At 40.4% G+C, this 17,964-nt stretch carries 20 protein-coding genes; 12 read left to right on the top strand and 8 right to left on the bottom strand.

Annotation, left to right across the window (positions count from 1 at the left end; all coding sequences use genetic code 11):
- Positions 1–13 precede the first annotated feature (13 nt).
- The 4 genes from tsaA to L0Z67_RS08695 form a co-directional block, all read right to left on the bottom strand.
- Positions 14–718: a tRNA (N6-threonylcarbamoyladenosine(37)-N6)-methyltransferase TrmO gene (gene tsaA, locus L0Z67_RS08710; protein ID WP_405127859.1), complete on the bottom strand. Its 705-nt coding sequence runs from the start codon at positions 716–718 to the stop codon at positions 14–16.
- A gap of 99 nt (positions 719–817) precedes the next feature.
- Positions 818–1,390, bottom strand: a complete 573-nt coding sequence (locus L0Z67_RS08705; protein ID WP_062569122.1) for an outer membrane beta-barrel protein — start codon at positions 1,388–1,390, stop codon at positions 818–820.
- Between the two features lie 237 nt (positions 1,391–1,627).
- Complete coding sequence (locus tag L0Z67_RS08700; RefSeq protein WP_054561436.1) at positions 1,628–2,092, bottom strand: acyl-CoA thioesterase; 465 nt, start codon at positions 2,090–2,092, stop codon at positions 1,628–1,630.
- 105 nt (positions 2,093–2,197) lie between these two features.
- Positions 2,198–3,844, bottom strand: a complete 1,647-nt coding sequence (locus tag L0Z67_RS08695; RefSeq protein WP_062569121.1) for an electron transfer flavoprotein-ubiquinone oxidoreductase — start codon at positions 3,842–3,844, stop codon at positions 2,198–2,200.
- A gap of 193 nt (positions 3,845–4,037) precedes the next feature.
- Between L0Z67_RS08695 and L0Z67_RS08690 the strand changes: the two genes are divergently transcribed.
- Positions 4,038–4,787 carry an electron transfer flavoprotein subunit beta/FixA family protein gene (locus L0Z67_RS08690; protein ID WP_193988838.1) on the top strand — a complete coding sequence of 250 codons (750 nt, stop codon included), beginning with the start codon at positions 4,038–4,040 and terminating at the stop codon, positions 4,785–4,787.
- Positions 4,788–5,714, top strand: coding sequence for an FAD-binding protein (locus L0Z67_RS08685; RefSeq protein WP_062569119.1), 927 nt, complete (start codon positions 4,788–4,790; stop codon positions 5,712–5,714).
- Between the two features lie 66 nt (positions 5,715–5,780).
- On the opposite strand, the gene L0Z67_RS08680 is transcribed toward L0Z67_RS08685, so the two are convergent.
- Positions 5,781–6,710 (bottom strand): PstS family phosphate ABC transporter substrate-binding protein, encoded by a 930-nt coding sequence (locus tag L0Z67_RS08680; RefSeq protein ID WP_405127858.1) that lies wholly within the window; start codon positions 6,708–6,710, stop codon positions 5,781–5,783.
- A 137-nt stretch (positions 6,711–6,847) separates the two neighbouring features.
- On the bottom strand, positions 6,848–8,245 hold the full coding sequence (gene asnS, locus L0Z67_RS08675; protein WP_062569117.1) for an asparagine--tRNA ligase: 1,398 nt from the start codon (positions 8,243–8,245) through the stop codon (positions 6,848–6,850).
- Between the two features lie 271 nt (positions 8,246–8,516).
- Here asnS and L0Z67_RS08670 point away from each other — a divergent pair, with 271 nt between their 5' ends.
- On the top strand, positions 8,517–8,951 hold the full coding sequence (locus L0Z67_RS08670) for an ATP-binding protein (protein ID WP_062569116.1): 435 nt from the start codon (positions 8,517–8,519) through the stop codon (positions 8,949–8,951).
- Positions 8,952–9,260: 309 nt separating this feature from the next.
- Here the strand turns inward: L0Z67_RS08670 and bioA are convergent, their stop codons facing one another.
- Positions 9,261–10,553 carry an adenosylmethionine--8-amino-7-oxononanoate transaminase gene (bioA, locus tag L0Z67_RS08665; protein WP_405127857.1) on the bottom strand — a complete coding sequence of 431 codons (1,293 nt, stop codon included), beginning with the start codon at positions 10,551–10,553 and terminating at the stop codon, positions 9,261–9,263.
- Between the two features lie 98 nt (positions 10,554–10,651).
- Between bioA and bioB the strand changes: the two genes are divergently transcribed.
- The 5 genes from bioB (at position 10,652) to htpX (ending at position 15,353) form a co-directional block, all read left to right on the top strand.
- Positions 10,652–11,692 (top strand): biotin synthase BioB, encoded by a 1,041-nt coding sequence (gene bioB / locus L0Z67_RS08660; protein WP_405127856.1) that lies wholly within the window; start codon positions 10,652–10,654, stop codon positions 11,690–11,692.
- Positions 11,693–11,699: 7 nt separating this feature from the next.
- The gene (locus L0Z67_RS08655) at positions 11,700–12,833 is read left to right on the top strand and encodes a pyridoxal phosphate-dependent aminotransferase family protein (RefSeq protein WP_237127880.1); all 1,134 of its coding nucleotides are present in this window, start codon (positions 11,700–11,702) and stop codon (positions 12,831–12,833) included.
- A complete protein-coding gene (locus tag L0Z67_RS08650; protein ID WP_237127881.1) occupies positions 12,830–13,621 on the top strand; it encodes a methyltransferase domain-containing protein in 792 nt (263 codons plus the stop codon). Before L0Z67_RS08655 ends, L0Z67_RS08650 begins: the two co-directional genes overlap by 4 nt.
- Positions 13,622–13,634: 13 nt before the next feature.
- On the top strand, positions 13,635–14,318 hold the full coding sequence (bioD, locus tag L0Z67_RS08645; protein WP_062569111.1) for a dethiobiotin synthase: 684 nt from the start codon (positions 13,635–13,637) through the stop codon (positions 14,316–14,318).
- Positions 14,319–14,492: 174 nt separating this feature from the next.
- A complete protein-coding gene (htpX, locus tag L0Z67_RS08640) occupies positions 14,493–15,353 on the top strand; it encodes a protease HtpX (protein WP_062569110.1) in 861 nt (286 codons plus the stop codon).
- 38 nt (positions 15,354–15,391) lie between these two features.
- Here the strand turns inward: htpX and L0Z67_RS08635 are convergent, their stop codons facing one another.
- A complete protein-coding gene (locus L0Z67_RS08635; protein ID WP_054561447.1) occupies positions 15,392–15,595 on the bottom strand; it encodes a hypothetical protein in 204 nt (67 codons plus the stop codon).
- Positions 15,596–15,675: 80 nt separating this feature from the next.
- Here L0Z67_RS08635 and L0Z67_RS08630 point away from each other — a divergent pair, with 80 nt between their 5' ends.
- The 4 genes from L0Z67_RS08630 to L0Z67_RS08615 all read left to right on the top strand — a co-directional run bounded on the left by L0Z67_RS08630 (position 15,676) and on the right by L0Z67_RS08615 (position 17,417).
- Entirely contained in the window at positions 15,676–16,155 is a 480-nt protein-coding gene (locus L0Z67_RS08630; protein ID WP_193988832.1) for a GNAT family N-acetyltransferase, read from the top strand.
- An 81-nt stretch (positions 16,156–16,236) separates the two neighbouring features.
- Positions 16,237–16,668 carry a DUF3859 domain-containing protein gene (locus L0Z67_RS08625; protein ID WP_405127855.1) on the top strand — a complete coding sequence of 144 codons (432 nt, stop codon included), beginning with the start codon at positions 16,237–16,239 and terminating at the stop codon, positions 16,666–16,668.
- Positions 16,669–16,689: 21 nt separating this feature from the next.
- Complete coding sequence (locus L0Z67_RS08620) at positions 16,690–17,100, top strand: GFA family protein (RefSeq protein WP_405127854.1); 411 nt, start codon at positions 16,690–16,692, stop codon at positions 17,098–17,100.
- 5 nt (positions 17,101–17,105) lie between these two features.
- Positions 17,106–17,417 carry an antibiotic biosynthesis monooxygenase family protein gene (locus tag L0Z67_RS08615; protein ID WP_405127853.1) on the top strand — a complete coding sequence of 104 codons (312 nt, stop codon included), beginning with the start codon at positions 17,106–17,108 and terminating at the stop codon, positions 17,415–17,417.
- Positions 17,418–17,964 lie beyond the last annotated feature (547 nt).

Below are 17,964 nucleotides of genomic sequence, written 5' to 3'. Positions count from 1 at the left end.
AAGTGTTAAAAAATTAGCATTTTTCAATGCGGGTCACTGTATTATGATTATCCCGAACATGCCACCTAATATTGAAATCATATAAGGTCATGCCGTAGCTTTGTTCAGACTCACGTTGCTTTTTATAAGCAGGGCGAGGGTCTTGCTTTAATACATTGCTAATAAAGGCTTTTAATTCTGGTTGCTCAGTTTGTTTTTCGATAAACGCCAGTGCTTCATCAGTAAACTCAACACTCATATCTGTTTCTGGTCGGGTATCGGCAAAACCTGCGGTCGCATCAGTCATTGCATCTGAATAGGGCAAATAAGGCTTAATATCTAAAATCGGTGTGCCATCAAGTAAATCAATACCTGAGAGCAATAAGCATAACTGACCATTTTTATATTCAATGCCCTCAAGTTTTACTGCACTCATGCCAATGGCATTAGGGCGAAAAGTCGCACGTGTAGCAAATACACCTTTACGTTCATTTCCGCCAAGGCGAGGGGGTCTCACCATTGCTGAATAGCCTTTATCAGCGGTTTCATGAAATCTAAATAATAACCAAATATGGCTAAATTCATCGAGACCACGGACAAACTCTTCGCGATTGAAATCGCTACTGAATACCAGCTTTGCCTTAGCCTCAGGAACCAAGCGAGGTTGGCGAGGTATTGCAAACTTTTGTTTGTATGGAGATTGAATGTGGCCGACGGCAGTTAGTTGGTATTCGCTCATTGTGTATTAAACTTAAGGAAATCTGCCGACATTTTACATGCAAACACAAAAAAAGGCAGTCGAGACTGCCTTTTTTAAAATTAGACATGTCAGTCTAAATTAGAACATGTATTGGAATGATACCGAAGCCACATCCATATCAGGGTCAATATCATCTTCTAATTCGTAACGTTCATACTCTAAACGTACTTGCATGTTTGTTGTGAAAGCATACTCAATACCTGCACCATAGAATACATCGCCACCATCAGTGTCAGCGCTAATGCTACCAAGCTCACCTAAGTCTTGTTCTACTTCTGCATCCCATTCAAGCCAGCCGCCTTTTGCGTAAACAGAAAAGCTGTCAGTGATTGGTGCTGCTAAACGCGCAGCTAGTGAGATACCGTCAAGCTCAACTTTAGAATCGATATCACTCGCTTCATCGAAGTTTTGGTATGCAAGCTCAAGGCTTAAGTATTTATTAAATTGAGTACCAACGTAACCTTTTAACATTTGTGCATCATCATCAAAGTCAGTGTCATTTTCACTGTCTTCAAACTCAAATGAATATTGGCCGTAACCAATACCTGTATAAATACGTGGTGAATCCATCTCGGTAATATCTGCATGTGCAGCATTGTTGAAACCAAGTAGTGCTAGAGAAATTGCAGAAATTGAGATTGCTTTAATCATTTAATAGCTCCTTTATAAAATAAATAAACGAATGTTTCGCTTCATTCCCAAGGAGTATTGCAGTGACCGTGCCATACTGTAAATGAGGCCTAAATCACTGTTTTTAGGCCCGAATAAATGAAATTTTGTGCAGTTTGTCGAAACTATAATCAAGCATTCAGTTTGGCGCTCGTAACAATTTCAGGGTGCCCTGTAGAAGTTACTAGGTGCAGTATAATAATGCAAAGCAAAGCCATGTTATGCTTTTTGTAGTAATGTTTCTGTTTCTATGGCTATTTCTTTCATTTTTATCGCATAGTTTTCTATTTTCTTTTCCTCATCAGTAACTGCTGTGTAAGAGGGGACTTCAATAGGATAACCAGCTTCATCCATGGCAATAAAACTAATTACACAATGATTGGTTTCAACGAGGTTTTGTGTTTTTGGGTCGCCGCAGCGTACTTGAATAAAGATTTGCATACTGGTTTTACCCGTATGGGCGATACTGGCTTTCACTTCGACAATTTGGCCAACCAAAATAGGGCGCTGAAACTTTACACCCGCAACAGAGACGGTAACACAGTAATGACCGCTCCAACCTGCAGCACAGGCATAACCAGCTTGGTCAATCCACTTCATGACCACACCACCATGAACCTTACCGCCAAAATTTACATCGGTAGGTTCAGCTAAAAAACGAAAGGTTACACTTGAAGACGGCATACTTTACTCACTATTTTAAACACGACAATTTCAGCATAGCCTAAAAAAGGGGCCGAAGCCCCTGCAATTTAGGATAAATTTTAATTAAATGAGTAACGTGCGTTATTACATATTAGGGTAGTTTGGTCCGCCAGCCCCTTCAGGTGTTACCCATGTAATGTTTTGGCTTGGGTCTTTTATGTCACATGTTTTACAGTGCACACAGTTTTGTGAGTTGATCACAAACTCTTTCTCACCTTCGACATCTTGTACTTCGTAAACGCCAGCAGGGCAGTAGCGTTGTGCTGGCTCATCAAACTTAACTAAATTCACTTTAATGGGAATGCTATTATTTTTAAGTTTTAAGTGACAAGGCTGCGATTCTTCATGGTTGGTATTTGATAAAAACACCGATGAAAGTTTATCGAAGCTAAGCTTGCCGTCTGCTTTCGGGTAGTCGATCTTTTCGGCCTGATCAGCAGCAACTAAGGTGGCATGATCTGGTATGTTGTCTTCAAAGTTAAACGGTAAGCTGCCACCAAATAGATTTTGATCGAGTGTGTTATAAGCGCCCCCTAAGAACTTACCCAGTTTATGCATTACAGGGCCAAAGTTACGCGATTGGTAAAGCTCTTTATACGCCCAGCTTTGTTCAAAGGCCGTTTTATATTCAGCTAAATCGGCATTTTCTTTACCGTCGCTAAGAGCTGCTACGATTACATCAGCAGCAACCATGCCTGATTTCATTGCAGTATGGTTACCTTTGATCTTAGCAAAGTTCAATGTGCCAGCATCACAACCAACAAGTAAACCACCTGGGAAATGCATTTTTGGTAAAGAGCGTAGGCCGCCTTTAGCGATGGCTCTTGCACCATAGGCTATACGTTCACCGCCTTCTAAAACATCTTTAAAGACAGGGTGATGCTTCATACGCTGGAATTCATCAAACGGGCTTAAATGTGGGTTTGAGTAATTAAGATCCACTATTAAACCTACAACTACTTGATTGTTTTCACTGTGATACATAAACGCACCGCCACTGGTATCACCGGTTAACGGCCAGCCTGTACCATGTACTACTGTGCCTTCTTTATGTTTACTCGGGTCGATTTGCCAAATTTCTTTGAAACCTAAACCGTAATGCTGGGGTGACGCATCTTTATCAAGGGCAAAGTGTTTAATTAGCTGTTTACCTAAATGACCTCGGCAGCCTTCAGCAAATACGGTGTATTTGGCTCTAAGTTCCATACCTGGCATGTATCCATCTTTTTCATTGCCGTCTTTATCGAGACCCATATCGCCGGTGATAATACCTTTTACGGTCTCGTCTTCTATAATTAAAGAGTGCGCACTAAAGCCAGGGAAGATTTCTACCCCTAAGTTTTCCGCTTGCTCAGCTAAAAAGCGGCACACATTACCCATAGAAACAATGTAATTGCCTTCGTTATGGAATGTTTTAGGGCTAGCAAAGTGGGGGATGCTGGTGGCTTTTTCACTATTATTGAACCAGTAAATATCATCTTGCGTTACTTTAGTGGTAATTGGAGCACCTAATGACTGCCAATCGGGTAGTAATTCATCCAATGCTTTGGTTTCAAAAACCGCACCGGATAAAATGTGCGCGCCCACCTCAGAGCCTTTTTCTACCACACAGATCATTAATTCTTGTTGTTTTTCTTGTGCTTGTTGAGCCAATCTAATCGCAGTTGATAAACCTGCTGGGCCTGCGCCTACGATGACTACATCAAATTCCATGACTTCGCGTTCGACCATATAAACCTCTTCTCGGTGACGGACCTGCTGTAAAGAACCTTATTTCATACTTGCAAATGAAACGTTACAGGCTGTGAATACTTTAAGGTTATTTTAGGTTGACGTTTACGTCAACAGGAAGTAGTCTGAATTCATAAAATAAATAAGTTGACGTCTAGGTCAACTTTGAGAACACACAATTGATGGAGTCACGATGAAAGTCCTTGTTCCAATTAAAAGAGTAATTGACTACAACGTCAAAGCACGCGTTAAAGCTGACAAAACGGATGTTGATCTAGCTAATGTAAAAATGGCGATGAACCCGTTTTGTGAAATTGCAATTGAAGAAGCTATTCGTTTAAAAGAAGCAGGGACGGCCACAGAGGTTGTTGCTGTGACTATTGGTAATAAATCATCTCAAGAGCAATTACGTACGGCCTTAGCACTGGGTGCCGATAAAGCCATTCATATTGAAACAGAAGAAAAGCTTGAGTCTTTACATGTTGCTAAATTACTGAGCAAGATTGTAGAGCAAGAATCACCTGAATTGGTAATTTTAGGTAAGCAATCGATTGACTCTGACAACAATCAAACCGGTCAAATGCTTGCTGCTCTAACAGGTCGTGGCCAAGGCACCTTTGCATCTAAAGTCGATATACAAGCAGGTACAGTCAATGTAACGCGTGAAGTAGATGGCGGCTTACAAACTGTTGCTCTTAAACTACCTGCTATTGTAACGACAGACTTACGTTTAAATGAACCCCGTTATGCTTCATTACCAAACATCATGAAAGCAAAGCGTAAACAACTTGATGTAATTGCTGCTGACAGCCTTGGTGTAGACCTTGCACCTCGCGTGCAGCTGGTTGAAGTAAACGAGCCAGAAAAACGCAGCGGCGGCATTATCGTAGAAGATGTTGCGACATTGGTTGAAAAGTTAAAAACAGAAGCGAAGGTGATCTAAATGAAAACATTAGTGATAGCCGAACACGACAAAGGTGTTCTAAAGCCTGAAACCAATAAAACGATTACTGCTGCTGTTAAATTAGGCTTTGATGTAGATTTATTACTAGCAGGGGAAAACTTATCTGCTATAAGTGAGCAAGCAGCATCAATTGCAGGGGTAAGTAATGTACTGATTGCCGATGATGCCTCTTATGCTCATCAGCTAGCTGAAAACTTAGCGGATCTGGTTTTATCTTTAGCAGATAACTATTCACACATTGTCGCAAGCGCAACAACAACGGGTAAAAACTTTATGCCACGTGTTGCAGCACTTTTAGATGTTGCACAAATCTCAGAAATCATTGACGTAATTGATGCAGATACCTTTAAGCGTCCTATTTATGCGGGTAATGCGATTGCGACAGTTAAATCACTTGATAGCAAAAAGGTGATTACCGTGCGTGCCAGTAGCTTTGATGTTGCATCAGAGCAAGCACCAGTGTCTGTAACAAGTGTTACGGGTAAAGGTTCAGTTGGTTTGAGTGAGTTTGTATCAGAAGAACAAACTGAATCAGAGCGTCCAGAGCTGACAGCTGCACCTGTAGTTATTTCAGGTGGTCGCGGTATGCAAAATGGTGAAAATTTTGCACTATTAAATGGCATTGCCGACAAACTTGGCGCAGCCATTGGTGCTTCACGTGCTGCTGTTGATGCGGGCTTTGTACCAAATGATATGCAAGTCGGTCAAACGGGTAAAATTGTTGCCCCAGATTTGTATATTGCTGTGGGTATCAGTGGTGCAATTCAACACTTAGCGGGTATGAAAGACTCAAAAGTGATTGTTGCCATTAATAAAGACCCTGATGCGCCAATTTTCCAAGTCGCTGACTACGGTTTAGTTGCTGATTTATTTGATGTGTTACCAGAGCTAGAAAGCGCTCTGTAATTCATAACGATTCTGGTTGTTAAAAGCTGTTGCACTTAGGTGCGCAGCTTTTTTTATTTCTCGAGGTTAAAACTGAACCGAGAGGTAACCATGTTCTCGTATTTTATCTTTTACTTTTTGCGATTTAAATAAGGCTGCGAGTTTCACACCTATCTCCTTAGAACGAGGGGATTGTGTGTTTACAATTAAAATGAGCGGTCGTACAAAGGCATATTCACCATCACTTATGCTTTGCAAATTAGGTTTAACGCCATTTATTGATAGAGTCGTTACTTTATTGATGCGACGATCATTTTCAAGATTACTAATGGCGCCATACGAGTCATAGGCAATCGCATTTGGAATACGCTGAACTATACCAAGTGCTTGATTGAATTGGTTGTACAGTTCGACTTTTTGATTTGAAAATAAACCCCTATTACCTGCATTTTTGAGTCGTATAAAGTTACTTTCAGGGTCTTTGATATAGTCCAATTCTAAAAATTCTAAAAATACATCGAAGCTGCCATGATGAGTCGCTTTACTAAAAAGCAGTATTTCATCGTTTTTATTGCTTAATTCTGGCGTTAACTGAGAGGCGTCTGACCATTTAGTTATTTTTCCTTGATAAATATTTTTGAGAGTCGTGATACTCAAATTTTTAATATTTAGTTCGCTGTTAACTATAAATGTTAACGCATCTTGCGCTATGACTATCTGCCTTAAATGAGGCCATTGTTCTTGCTCTTGCTTCGTTAGGTACCGTGATGTTGTACCTATGTCGATAAGACCTTCAGCAATCGCTTTGACACCTTTGTCACTGCCCATCGGTCTTATCTGCAATGTGTTGCCTAAAGCGAGACTTATATCATCTTTGAGTGGGGTTAGTAACTCGGTCACAGACGTTGAACCCGCAATTAAAATAGGTTTTGTATTAATATCTTCATCAAGTGCGAAGCTAGACTTACCTAGAAAAATGAAAGTCAGTGTGAGTACTTTTAGTGAACGAACGAACATAACCAATAATAGATCCTTTTTTGGCAAGTCTTATGACTATAGAACATTAACTAAAAATTTCTAGAGTGAATTGTTTTATAATGATTTTTAGGCATAAAAAAACCAGCCAATAGGCTGGTTTTCTATAAATACTAAAATTAGTATGTTGCACTACCTTTAGTACGTGGGAAGGCGATAACGTCACGAACGTTGCCCATACCCGTTACATAAGCCACTAAACGCTCAAAGCCTAGACCAAAACCAGAATGTGGCACAGTTCCGTATTTACGTAGATCACGGTACCAGCTGTAGTCTTCTTTATCTAAGCCCATTTCTTCTAGGCGCTTATCTAATACATCTAAGCGCTCTTCACGTTGAGAACCACCGATGATTTCACCAATACCTGGTGCAACAACGTCCATTGCAGCCACTGTTTTGCCGTCTTCGTTTTGACGCATGTAGAACGCTTTAATATCACGCGGGTAGTTTTTGATAACGACTGGCGCATTAAAGTGTTCTTCAGCAAGGTAACGCTCGTGCTCAGATTGTAAATCCACACCCCATTCAACAGGGAATTCGAACTTCTTGCCGCATGCTTTTAAGATTTCGATAGCATCAGTGTAATCAACTTGAGCGAAATCTTTTGTAACGAACTCTTCTAAACGAGAGATCGCTGTTTTCTCAACACGCTGTGCAAAGAATTCCATATCATCACGACGCTCTGTTAATACCGCATTGAAAACATATTTCAGCATGTTTTCAGCAAGTTTTGCGATATCTTCTAAATCTGCGAATGCAACTTCAGGTTCAACCATCCAAAACTCTGCTAAGTGACGTGACGTATTTGAGTTCTCAGCACGGAAAGTAGGGCCAAAGGTATAGATTTTTGACATTGCTGATGCGTATGTCTCACCATTTAACTGACCTGATACCGTTAAAAATGCTTCTTTACCGAAGAAATCTTCACTGTAGTCGATATCACCTTTGTCTGTGCGCGGCAAGTTTTGCATATCTAATGTAGATACGCGGAACATTTCACCTGCACCTTCACAGTCACTTGCTGTGATGATTGGTGTGCTGATCCAGTAGAAACCTTGCTCGTGATAAAAACGGTGAATCGCTTGAGCTAAGCAGTTACGCACACGTGTTACCGCGCCGATGATATTAGTGCGAGGGCGAAGATGGGCGTGTTCGCGTAAATATTCAATGCTGTGACGCTTAGCTGACATAGGGTAGCTATCAGGGTTTTCTACCCACCCTAATACTTCTACAGTGTTGGCTTGAATTTCGAAAGACTGACCTTGGCCTTCTGATTTAACCAGCACACCCGTAATTGATACAGAACAACCGGCAGTTAAACGTGTAACTTCATCATAATTATTAAGTGAATTAGGTACTACCGCTTGAATAGGATCAAAACACGAACCGTCATGAACGGCTAAAAATGAAATTCCTGCTTTTGAATCGCGGCGTGTACGGATCCAGCCTTTTACTGTTACTTGGCTGTCTACCGCAACCTTGCCTTTTAATAGCTCTGAAATCGCTAAATGGCTCATCTTCACTCCAATGATATAAGTTGCCTAATATTTAATATGCTGTGCATTGCACTTGAATCGACTATCTTACCCTCGTAAATCAAATAAAAAAACATTTCAGGCATACTCTTTAGTAGTTTTTCTTGATTTGGATAAAATAGCAGCAATATTTGCGTAAATTTTGCGTTTATTTAAATTCTCGCTGCGCTAATTGGTTATTTTGTGGCATTATTAACAGTTCTCAATAGGATATAGGTCCTTTAGTCTTTAATTAATTTGTATAACAGGTGCTATGAAACAAGTTTTTATTCTTCGCGGCTTACCCGGCTCAGGTAAATCATATTACGCACAAAGCCTTGCTGATGAGCTGGTAGCAGGTAATGAAAGTGATTATGTCGTGTGCGCAACAGATGATTATTTTTACAATAGCGAAGGTGAGTATCAATTTGATAAGTACAAGTTATCTGAATACCACAACCTAAACCTAGCGCGTTTTATTAATGCCTTAGCAGAAGAAATCCCGTTAGTGATTGTTGATAACACCAATATCAAAAAGTGGGAATTTATTGCTTATGTACAAGCAGCCACTGCATTGGGTTATCAAGTAAAAGAAGTGATCGTCGGTGAAATCAAAGATAAGTCTTTACAACATCTTTACGCGAAGCGTTGTGAACATAAAGTTCCACTTCGAATGATAAGTAAAATGGCTTATATGTTTGAATGGTAAAGTTTAAAGGAAAAGGAAGCATCAGCTTCCTTTTTTAATGTCTAGAGGGCTTGTTGACCTTTGTGGATTAAAATTTGTTCACTCTAGGGGCGATTTAATCGCGGCGCGAGATTTGTAACCTAGTGGGCTAAGTAAAAATCGAGCAACAAAGAGTTAATCGCCCCTAGAAAGAACCCGAAGGGCAGCGCGTGTTTGGCATTGATGCTGCGTTATCGCCTATTTATGTGGAACAATCACACTACATAGGCTCTGCCTTGCCTAAATACCAAACACACTGCTGCAAAATTAATCACAAAGGGTCAACACGCCCTAATACGCCTGTTGTTCAATGGCTGCAAAAATAGCATCGCACAACTTAGTTAAGCTTTGTTCATCGCTTATGTAAGGCGGCATCAAGTAAATTAGTTTGCCAAACGGGCGGATCCACACACCTTGCTCTATAAAAAAGCGTTGAATTTTTGCTACATCAACACTTTGTTTAAGCTCTACAACACCAATAGCACCTAATGTACGCACATCTACTACTGCATCGAGTTGCTTACATTTAGCAAGTTGTGTTGTTAGTACATCATTTATATATTTAATTTGCTCTTGCCAAGGCTGCTCTAACAGTAAATCAATACTTGCGCAGGCCGTGGCACACGCAAGCGGGTTACCCATAAACGTTGGGCCGTGCATTAATACACCGGCTTCACCTTCGCTAATCCCAACAGCGACTTTGCTGGTGGTTAATGTCGCTGATAACGTCATCATGCCGCCCGTTAATGCTTTGCCAACACATAAGATATCCGGCTCTATATTGGCATGCTCAACAGCAAACAAGGTGCCGGTGCGGCCAAAACCTGTGGCGATTTCGTCACAAATAAGTAAAACATCATACTTATCGCAAAGAATGTGCAGGTGTTTTAAGTAATCAGGATGATAAAAATTCATGCCCCCGGCATTTTGCACTATGGGTTCAATGATAAATGCCGCAACATCTTGATGATGAGCAGCAAAATAGCTTTCAAGCGTATCCGCTTCAGCAGGGCTAAACTCGCCATTAAATTTAGCACTCGGCGCAGGTACAAAAATATGTTCAGGTAAAAAACCTGAGTACATGCTGTGCATTGAATTGACCGGATCGCAAACGCTCATGGCTGCAAAGGTATCGCCGTGGTAGCCCTTTAGCGGCGTCATTAACTTTTGCTTGCTGGTGTATCCTTGGCTTAACCAGTATTGCAAAGCCATTTTTATGGCGACTTCAACACTCACTGAGCCGCTGTCGGCTAAGAACACCTTATCGAGTGATTTAGGTGTGATACTGACTAGCTTTTTACATAACTCAACAGCAGGCTCATGAGTTAAGCCACCAAACATAACATGACTCATTTTGCTAACTTGCGTGGTGATTGCCTCATTTAAAACAGGATGGCAGTAACCATGGATGGCACTCCACCAAGAAGCCATACCATCTATTAGGCTTTCGCCTGTTTCTAAGAAAATACGATTTGCATTGGCATGGCTGACAGGGTACACGGGAAGGGGCTCAGTCATAGAAGTATAAGGATGCCAAATATGCTCCCGATCAAAATCTAAATCTATTGGTTGTTTATTAATCATATGTAAACTTTATATCACTTCGATTCGTTGACAATGTTACGTCAACTCGTAGACTAAGCCAATCTAACCGTCCCAATAATTTAAAAAAAGAGACTATTATGGAGCTCGCAGTTGTCCGTCACGATTGGACTCACCAAGAAGTAAAAGCATTATTCGAAATGCCGTTCAATGATTTGTTATTTAAAGCGGCCAGTGTGCATCGTGAAAACTTCAACCCAAATGAAGTACAAATTTCTACTTTATTATCGATTAAAACCGGTGCTTGCCCAGAAGATTGCAAATATTGCCCTCAATCTGGTCATTATAAAACAGACTTAGACCGTGAACGCTTAATGGAAGTTGAAAAAGTGGTTGAGCAAGCGCGTGTTGCCAAAGAAAAAGGCGCAACCCGTTTTTGTATGGGCGCTGCGTGGTCTGATCCGAAAGAACGTGACATGCCTTATATTTCAAAAATGGTAAAAGAGGTTAAAGAACTTGGCCTTGAAACCTGTATGACACTTGGCATGCTAGATAACGAAAAAGCCCATGCTTTAAAAGACGCGGGCCTTGATTACTACAACCATAACCTAGATACATCACCTGAGTATTACCAACAGATCATTACAACACGTACTTATCAAGACCGTTTAAACACTATCCATAACGTGCGTGATGCCGGTATGAAAGTGTGCTCTGGCGGTATAGTTGGTATGGGCGAGCAGGCAGCTGACCGTTTTGGTTTATTAATGCAATTAGCTAATTTGCCGCAACAGCCAGAAAGTGTGCCAATTAATATGTTGGTTAAAGTGAAAGGTACGCCACTTGAAGATGTCGAAGATTTAGATCATTTTGAGTTTATTCGTACTATCGCAGTTGCACGTATTATGATGCCGAAAAGCTATGTTCGTTTATCAGCGGGTCGTACGGCGATGAATGAGCAAATGCAATCTATGTGTTTCTTTGCTGGTGCAAATTCAATTTTCTACGGTGATAAACTACTGACTACAGAAAACCCAGAAGCAGACGCTGACATGATGCTGATTAAAAAATTAGGCATGAACCCAGAAACCCGTGAAGATTATTCTGATGAAGCGGTTGCAGCATCGCTTTCTTCAAAAGTTGCCGATAAAGCAACATCAGAACTATTTTACGAAGCGTAACATTTAAATGGCTTTTGAATTTATTGCCGAGCATCTTATCGAGCGCCAAGCCGATGCATTACTGAGACAGCGCCAACTTGTAGAGCAATCAAGCGGGCGCTTTATTGAAGTTGCTGGTAAACAATATTTAAATTTTGCCAGTAATGACTACCTTGGCTTTGCGGATGATTTTATCGAAATACAAGCGCAGCAACTAGGTAGCCATAGCTCAGCGTTAGTGAATGGTTATAATAAACCACAGCAACAGCTTGAGCAGCGTTTGTGTGAATTATTAGGCTATGAAAGCGCTATGTTATTTAACAGCGGCTTTAGTGCTAATAGCAGCGTATTAAAAGCATTGTTTCAAGATAAAAGCGTGGCGCAATCAGCTGCAATTTTTCAAGATAAACTCAATCATGCCAGCTTAATTGATGGTGGCCTTCATTCTGCCGCTGCTATGGTGCGGTTTAATCATAACGATCTTAAGCATTTAGAATCTCGGTTACAAAAGTCAAAAGCTAAGCATAAGCTTATTGTGAGTGAAGGGGTGTTTTCGATGGATGGTGATAAAGCTCCCATTGAAGCCCTGTGTAAACTTGCTAAACAATACAATGCTTGGCTGATGATTGATGATGCCCATGGTTTTGGTGTCTTAGGTGAGCAAGGTTTAGGAAGTTGTGAGGCAATCAAGCCCGATTTATTGATTATCACCTTTGGAAAGGCACTTGCAAGTAGTGGTGCGTGCCTGCTTGCATCAGAGCAGATGGTTGATTATATGCTGCAGTTTAATCGTGAATACATTTATTCAACGGCGATGTCACCACTGATGGCAAGTTGTACTCTTGAGCGACTCGAAAAGTTATTAAAAGCGGATAAGAGACGCTCTCAGCTTTCAGAAAATATTGCTTACTTTAAAGCGCTTGCCAAAGAGCATAACTTAGCATTAATGGAATCAACAACGGCTATTCAGCCTTTGGTATTGGGCGATGCAGAACACACGCTTGCCGTTGCTAATAAGCTTAAAGATAAAGGCGTATGGTTAACCGCTATTCGACCGCCCACGGTGCCTTTTAATACGGCACGACTGAGGATCACCTTAAGTAGCGCGCATCAACCTGACGATATAAAACAGTTGGTTGATTCGCTAGTGGAGTGTTTATGAGTGTTCAACTACAAGCGCCTATAAGTGTTCAACACAGTAATAAGCTAACAACACAAACTAAGTTCTCTAAAGCGGCTGCAAATTATGCGCGTCATGCCAGTGTTCAAAAACAAGCGGCTGCACACTTATTCAAAATGATGGCAAACAAGCATCAGCAAGGTACTTGCCTTGACTTAGGTGCAGGGCCTTTAGTTAACACGGCAATGCTTAAAACACATTTTGATACTGTACTGGCAATGGACTTAAGTCATTCTATGCTAAGCACAGATCAAGACTCGCGTTGTTTAAAAGTGTGTGCTGATATGGATAACTTACCTTTACAGCAAAATTCCTTTGATTGCGTATTTAGTAATTTTGCAATGCAATGGTCTGGGGATTTAAAAGCGCTATTAAAAAGTCTTTTTTATTCTCTAAAAGTTGGCGGTAAGGTTTATTTAAGCTGTGTTGTGGATGGGTCGCTCAAAGAGATCAAACAGGCATTCGCTTGTTTAGACGAGCAAAACCATATTAATCAGTTTCATAGTGCTAGTCACATTATCGAGTATGCAAAATTGGCGGGGTTTAAACTCAATTTTGCAGCCGATAGGTGTTATATAGATACCTATAACTCACCCATAGAAGCGCTGCGTTCTATTAAAGCTATTGGCGCTACATCATTGCAAACTAAGCAAAAACGCCAAGGGTTATTAACGAGGCAGGCACTTAATCGTGTTTGTAAGGCATACCCTCTGGTTGATGGGCATGCTAGAGTGAGCTATCAAGTTGTCCTTTTAGAACTAGAAAAATAGAATTAACTCAAAAATGAAAGAATTTTTTATCACGGGTACAGACACCGATGCAGGAAAAACCCATGTCACCAGTTTATTATTAAACTTACTGGCGCAACATAAGCAGCGTGCGGTTGGTTTTAAACCCATTGCAGCAGGTGCAGAAGAAGCATTTGGGCAGCTAGTTAATGATGATGCGTTAACCTTAATGGAAAGCTCATCAATTGGGGTAAAATACAACATTGTTAACCCCTTCACCTATGAGCCACCCATTGCACCGCATATTGCAGCTGCCCAGATAGGCGACAGACTGACATTTGACAAGCTCGATGCTGCTTATGCGAATGTAAGAGCACTCAATACCGATTATATTCTTACAGAAGGTGCAGGTGGTTGGTGTTTACCTATCAACGAAACCGATTTGCTCAGTGATTGGGTTAAATCACAGCAGCTTGATGTGATTTTAGTAGTGGGTATGAAACTAGGTTGCCTTAATCATGCATTACTGACAGCTGCTCATTTTAAAGCGCTAGGTGTTAATTGTGTGGGTTGGATTGCAAATCATGTAGACCCTAACATGCGTGAGCAAGACGCCAATTTAGAAACATTAAAATCAGCATTACCTTTCCCGCTTTTAGCGATTAGTCCATATACAGACGGCACCCCTAAATTAAAAATTTACAAAACCTTACTTGAAACTTTATCTATTAACCCATAATAATTGAGTTGTTACTTTTGACATACTCTGTCACAATTGGTTGCAATTAGTTCCTTGCAACCAATTGCATAAGCCCTAAACTGAGTTGGTAGAACACCCAGATAATTTTATTAACTAACGATTTTTAACCATGTCGTTAGTTAATACAATTGGTATGTTTATTCTGAGGTTTTTATGAAGCGTGTATTTTTGTTTCTACTGACTAACTTAGCGGTAATGCTAGTGTTAGGTATTGTGTTGTCTATTGTGATGAGCGTACTGGGTATTAGCCATCGCAGTTTAGGCGGCATTTTAGTTATTTCAACCGTATTTGGTTTTGGTGGCTCGTTTATTTCGTTATTTATGTCGAAATGGATGGCAAAAAAATCAACCGGTGCACATGTGATTGAACAACCTCGTTCTGAAACAGAACAATGGTTAGTTTCGACGGTAGCAGCGCAAGCGAAAAAAGCAGGTATCGCGATGCCTGAAGTGGCTATTTACGATAGCCCTGAAATGAACGCGTTTGCGACAGGCCCAAGTAAGAACAACTCGCTGGTAGCTGTGAGCACAGGTTTATTACACAATATGAACCAAGATCAAGCGGAGGCGGTATTGGCTCATGAGGTGTCACACATTGCAAATGGTGACATGGTAACGCTTACCCTTATCCAAGGTGTAGTGAATACCTTTGTTATCTTTATGGCGAAAGTATTGGCAGGTATTGTTGATAATTTCCTAAATAGTGATGAAGAAGAGGGCGGTAGTAGCTGGACTTACTTCTTGTTCGATATGATTTTCCAAGTGCTATTTGGTGTGCTAGCGAGTGTGATTGTTGCTTACTATAGCCGTAAACGCGAATTCTCTGCGGATGCCGGTGCAGCTAAATTAGTAGGTGCAGATAAAATGCGTAGCGCCCTTGAGCGTTTAAAACAAAACCACCCATCACAACTAGAAGGTTCAATGATGGCGTTTGGTATTGCAAGCGGTAAAGGTGTTGCCGAGTTATTCTCATCGCACCCACCTCTTGATGAGCGTATTAACGCATTACGTTAATCTTAAACACGAAAAAGCCAGCTTGATGCTGGCTTTTTTTATTGTTGGTTTTTCTCGCGCTCGAGTTGTTGTGGTAATAATACCTCAACAATTTCACGGGCCGGTAAGGTATACCTAACGCCATCGAACATCACAGAAGTGTGTTCATCAATACTAGTGATCCCTGTTAAGGTCCAGCCTTCGCCACGCTCTTTACAGTAAACTGTGGTGGTAGGTTGAATTACTTTAAATTCTTCACTCATCGAACTTAATCTAATTGCTTGAAATTGCGTTTATAGTAAGACAATAATGCTAGCTCATAAAGCAAAAAGAAGAAATTAACGTGTCAAGCCACGATGACTTAGCCTTTGACTTACGCCCCATTCGTCATAAAGATTGCCAAGCGATATGGAATATTTTAAGAGATCCCCGAGTACAATCGTTTAATGATTACGGTGCTGACATAACGAAAGGTGACGTGTATGACTTTATTCAAGGCGACATAGAACGTTTTTATAATCAACAAGGCATTCGTTTAGTTATTGTTTTACGAAGTAGTGGGCAAGTTATTGGCAGTGTAGGCATATTTAACATAATAAACGGGCAGGGCATGTTGGGATTTGAATTGTCATCGCAATACTTTGGCAAAGGAATAATGCAAAAGGTACTAGATATGCTGTTTGAAAAACTAACTTCCTTTGTAACGACACCACTAAACAGTGTGGTCGCTTTAGTTGACTCAAATAACAGCGCAAGTATTAAGCTTTTAAATAAATGCGGCTTTGTACAACATGACGCTCACTGGATAAAATACGTTAGCTAATTACTATAATAGTACAATCTTGTTCTGCTAGAATTGCTACTATAAAATAGCGCCTCATTTTAAAAAGGAGCGCTAGCAACTATGGCAAAGGCCAAAGCAATTACCAGTATTGAAAGTTACGGCATTTACAGTCATTGGGATGCAAAAGAGAAAGACCTGCCTCAAATCACCGAATTTACAACAGACGTTCCTGCACAGTTAGATATTGAATTTGGTTTTATTGTTAATATTAAAAAAGCCAAAGGACAAAAAATTAAATTTTGCGTTTACCACCCAGATATCCCCGATGAAGATGGCGAGATCATGCCACCATTTGAAGGCGAGCAGTACATTAAAACAAACGATTGGCAGTTTTACTTAGGTGATACGATATGGGCACCTGTTTGTAATAAAGTAGGTATTTGGCGCATGACTATTGAGTTAAATCGCCATATAATTGCTGATAAATCCTTTAACTTATTAAAGGAAGCCGAAGGCACTGCCACTGATTTTTGGAAGCATCGCGGCTATTAATCTTCAAACCTGAGAGGGGCTATGTATCAAGGAAGTTGTTTGTGCGGAAAAGTAAAAGTAACGATTGCTGGTGGCATAGACTCAATTATTCATTGCCATTGCTCGTTATGTCGTAAAAATTCAGGCACAGCCTACGCAACCAATGGCTTTATTCAACGAGATGGTTTTAACCTCACAGAAGGTAAGCAACATCTAAGTGCCTTTGAATTTAAACCCGGCAGAATTCGCTATTTTTGTAGCTGCTGTGGCTCACCGGTATATAGCGAGAATAAAGATGACCCAAGCCGTTTACGTATTCGCTTAGGTTTGTTAGATAGCGATTTAAACGAGCGTCCCATTAGCCATAACTTTGTAAGTTCTAAAGCAAACTGGGATACGTATGACGCAGAAATTCCATGTTATGATGGTTTTGAACCAAGTAGAGGGAAGTAATCATTATGATAGTGAATACGCCAAAACCGCCTTATTACGCCGTGATTTTCACTAATACCTTATCTGACGATACCACTGGCTATGAAGAAATGGCGAATAGAATGGTGGAGCTCGCAGAGCAACAACCAGGGTATTTAGGCATGGAGTCTGTTCGTGATGGTTTGGGTATTACGGTATCGTATTGGCAAAGCTTAGATGCCATCAAAGCCTGGAAACAAAACGTGGAGCACTTAAATGCGCAGCAGCTTGGCAAAGATAAATGGTACAGCGCGTTTACAACGCGTATTGCGAAGGTAGAACGTGATTATTCATTGTAATAGTCACTAGCTATAAAAGGAACACATCATACTATATCTAAGTTAGGGTTTTTCTCAGCATAACTTTAAATTTAAGTATATTGGTAGACAAGCTAAGTGAACACAAAGACTCAGGTAATATACTCGTCGAATAGTCACAATATTTGCTTATTAGAAAATGTAAAATCTCGTTTTTGGTAGAGGTTAGAGTTTTCTATTATTAACTTTTCTTTTGCCTAGCAATTAGTTAATGACTCTGGTAGAAATAACCTATTCAGAAAAGTGAACAATCATGCGGTCGTTCAATCGCTATTGATGAGTTAACACTACTAATGGAGGTTGGTGAAATTATCAAATTCATTGAATACTTTTGTATTAATGGTTAAAAGGCATTATACAAGAATTTCTTGTTTTGGTTCGCTACATTATTCCCATTGATTTTAGCTTTTTGCTTTGCATATCCTTTAACTAAAGGGCTTGAATTTACTGGTACAGTTGAAGCATATTCTAATTTTATTTCAATTTTTAAGTTACCTTTATGGATTGCATCTGGGAGTTTGATACTCGG

The sequence above is a fragment of the Pseudoalteromonas sp. PB2-1 genome, assembly GCF_045040605.1.
GTDB classification, from domain to species: Bacteria; Pseudomonadota; Gammaproteobacteria; order Enterobacterales; family Alteromonadaceae; genus Pseudoalteromonas; species Pseudoalteromonas arabiensis.
Note: the sequence above shows the minus strand (reverse complement) of the source record. Positions and strands in the feature narration are given on the sequence as shown.